The 2,714-nt window shown below is 56.7% G+C and carries 1 rRNA gene (cut by a window edge); it reads left to right on the forward strand.

The window, feature by feature from the left end:
- Positions 1–2,692 (forward strand): 23S ribosomal RNA (locus IE260_RS40775); it begins 428 nt to the left of the window's first position.
- Positions 2,693–2,714: the final 22 nt, after the last annotated feature.

Raw genomic sequence — 2,714 nt, forward strand, 5'->3', positions numbered from 1 at the left:
AACGTCAGCGGCTCGTTTGAGAGACACCCAAGTAGCACGGGGCCCGAGAAATCCCGTGTGAATCTGGCGGGACCACCCGCTAAGCCTAAATATTCCCTGGTGACCGATAGCGGATAGTACCGTGAGGGAATGGTGAAAAGTACCCCGGGAGGGGAGTGAAATAGTACCTGAAACCGTGTGCCTACAAGCCGTGGGAGCGTCGGATGCGTGCTTGCACGTGTCTCGTGACTGCGTGCCTTTTGAAGAATGAGCCTGCGAGTTTGCGGTGTGTTGCGAGGTTAACCCGGGTGGGGTAGCCGTAGCGAAAGCGAGTCCGAATAGGGCGTTTCAGTAGCACGCTCAAGACCCGAAGCGGAGTGATCTAGCCATGGGCAGGTTGAAGCGGAGGTAAGACTTCGTGGAGGACCGAACCCACCAGGGTTGAAAACCTGGGGGATGACCTGTGGTTAGGGGTGAAAGGCCAATCAAACTCCGTGATAGCTGGTTCTCCCCGAAATGCATTTAGGTGCAGCGTCGTGTGTTTCTTGCCGGAGGTAGAGCACTGGATAGGCGATGGGCCCTACCGGGTTACTGACCTTAGCCAAACTCCGAATGCCGGTAAGTGAGAGCGCGGCAGTGAGACTGTGGGGGATAAGCTCCATGGTCGAGAGGGAAACAGCCCAGAGCATCGACTAAGGCCCCTAAGCGTACGCTAAGTGGGAAAGGATGTGGAGTCGCAGAGACAACCAGGAGGTTGGCTTAGAAGCAGCCACCCTTGAAAGAGTGCGTAATAGCTCACTGGTCTAGTGATTCCGCGCCGACAATGTAGCGGGGCTCAAGCGTACCGCCGAAGTCGTGTCATTGCAGCATATGGGCCAACGCCTGCTGTGATGGGTAGGGGAGCGTCGTCTGCCGGGTGAAGCAGCACCGGAAGGTAGTTGTGGACGGTTGACGAGTGAGAATGCAGGCATGAGTAGCGATACAAACGTGAGAAACGTTTGCGCCGATTGACTAAGGGTTCCTGGGTCAAGCTGATCTGCCCAGGGTAAGTCGGGACCTAAGGCGAGGCCGACAGGCGTAGTCGATGGATAACCGGTTGATATTCCGGTACCCGCTGTGAAGCGTCAAACATCGAGCATCGTGATGCTAAGGCCGTGAAGCCGCCCTGGATCCTTCGGGTGAAGGGGAGTGGTGGAGCCGCTGAACCAAGCGGTTAGTAGGTGAGTGATGGGGTGACGCAGGAAGGTAGTCCATCCCGGGCGGTGGTTGTCCCGGGGTAAGGGTGTAGGCCGGTGTGTAGGTAAATCCGCACACCTTGTGGCTGAGACCTGATGCCGAGCCGATTGTGGTGAAGTGGATGATCCTATGCTGTCGAGAAAAGCCTCTAGCGAGTTTCATGGCGGCCCGTACCCTAAACCGACTCAGGTGGTCAGGTAGAGAATACCGAGGCGTTCGGGTGAACTATGGTTAAGGAACTCGGCAAAATGCCCCCGTAACTTCGGGAGAAGGGGGGCCACACCTGGTGATGAGTCTTGCACTCTGAGCTGGGGGTGGCCGCAGAGACCAGCGAGAAGCGACTGTTTACTAAAAACACAGGTCCGTGCGAAGCCGTAAGGCGATGTATACGGACTGACGCCTGCCCGGTGCTGGAACGTTAAGGGGACCGGTTAGCTTGGATTCGTCCAGGCGAAGCTGAGAACTTAAGCGCCAGTAAACGGCGGTGGTAACTATAACCATCCTAAGGTAGCGAAATTCCTTGTCGGGTAAGTTCCGACCTGCACGAATGGCGTAACGACTTCTCGACTGTCTCAACCATAGGCCCGGTGAAATTGCACTACGAGTAAAGATGCTCGTTTCGCGCAGCAGGACGGAAAGACCCCGGGACCTTTACTACAGTTTGATATTGGTGTTCGGTTCGGCTTGTGTAGGATAGCTGGGAGACTGTGAAGCAGGCACGCCAGTGTTTGTGGAGTCGTCGTTGAAATACCAGTCTGGTCGTGCTGGATGTCTAACCTGGGTCCGTGATCCGGATCAGGGACAGTGTCTGATGGGTAGTTTAACTGGGGCGGTTGCCTCCTAAAGGGTAACGGAGGCGCCCAAAGGTTCCCTCAGCCTGGTTGGCAATCAGGTGTTGAGTGTAAGTGCACAAGGGAGCTTGACTGTGAGACCGACGGGTCGAGCAGGGACGAAAGTCGGGACTAGTGATCCGGCGGTGGCTTGTGGAAGCGCCGTCGCTCAACGGATAAAAGGTACCCCGGGGATAACAGGCTGATCTTCCCCAAGAGTCCATATCGACGGGATGGTTTGGCACCTCGATGTCGGCTCGTCGCATCCTGGGGCTGGAGTCGGTCCCAAGGGTTGGGCTGTTCGCCCATTAAAGCGGTACGCGAGCTGGGTTTAGAACGTCGTGAGACAGTTCGGTCCCTATCCGCTGTGCGCGTAGGAGTCTTGAGAAGGGCTGTCCCTAGTACGAGAGGACCGGGACGGACGAACCTCTGGTGTGCCAGTTGTTCTGCCAAGGGCATGGCTGGTTGGCTACGTTCGGGAGGGATAACCGCTGAAAGCATCTAAGCGGGAAGCCTGCTTCGAGATGAGGACTCCCACCCACTTGATGGGGTAAGGCTCCCAGTAGACGACTGGGTTGATAGGCCAGATCTGGAAGCACCGTGAGGTGTGGAGGTGACTGGTACTAATAGGCCGAGGGCTTGTCCTCAGTTGCTCGCGTCCACTGTGTT

The organism is Streptomyces viridiviolaceus, from assembly GCF_014650995.1.
Taxonomy (GTDB): domain Bacteria; phylum Actinomycetota; class Actinomycetes; order Streptomycetales; family Streptomycetaceae; genus Streptomyces; species Streptomyces viridiviolaceus.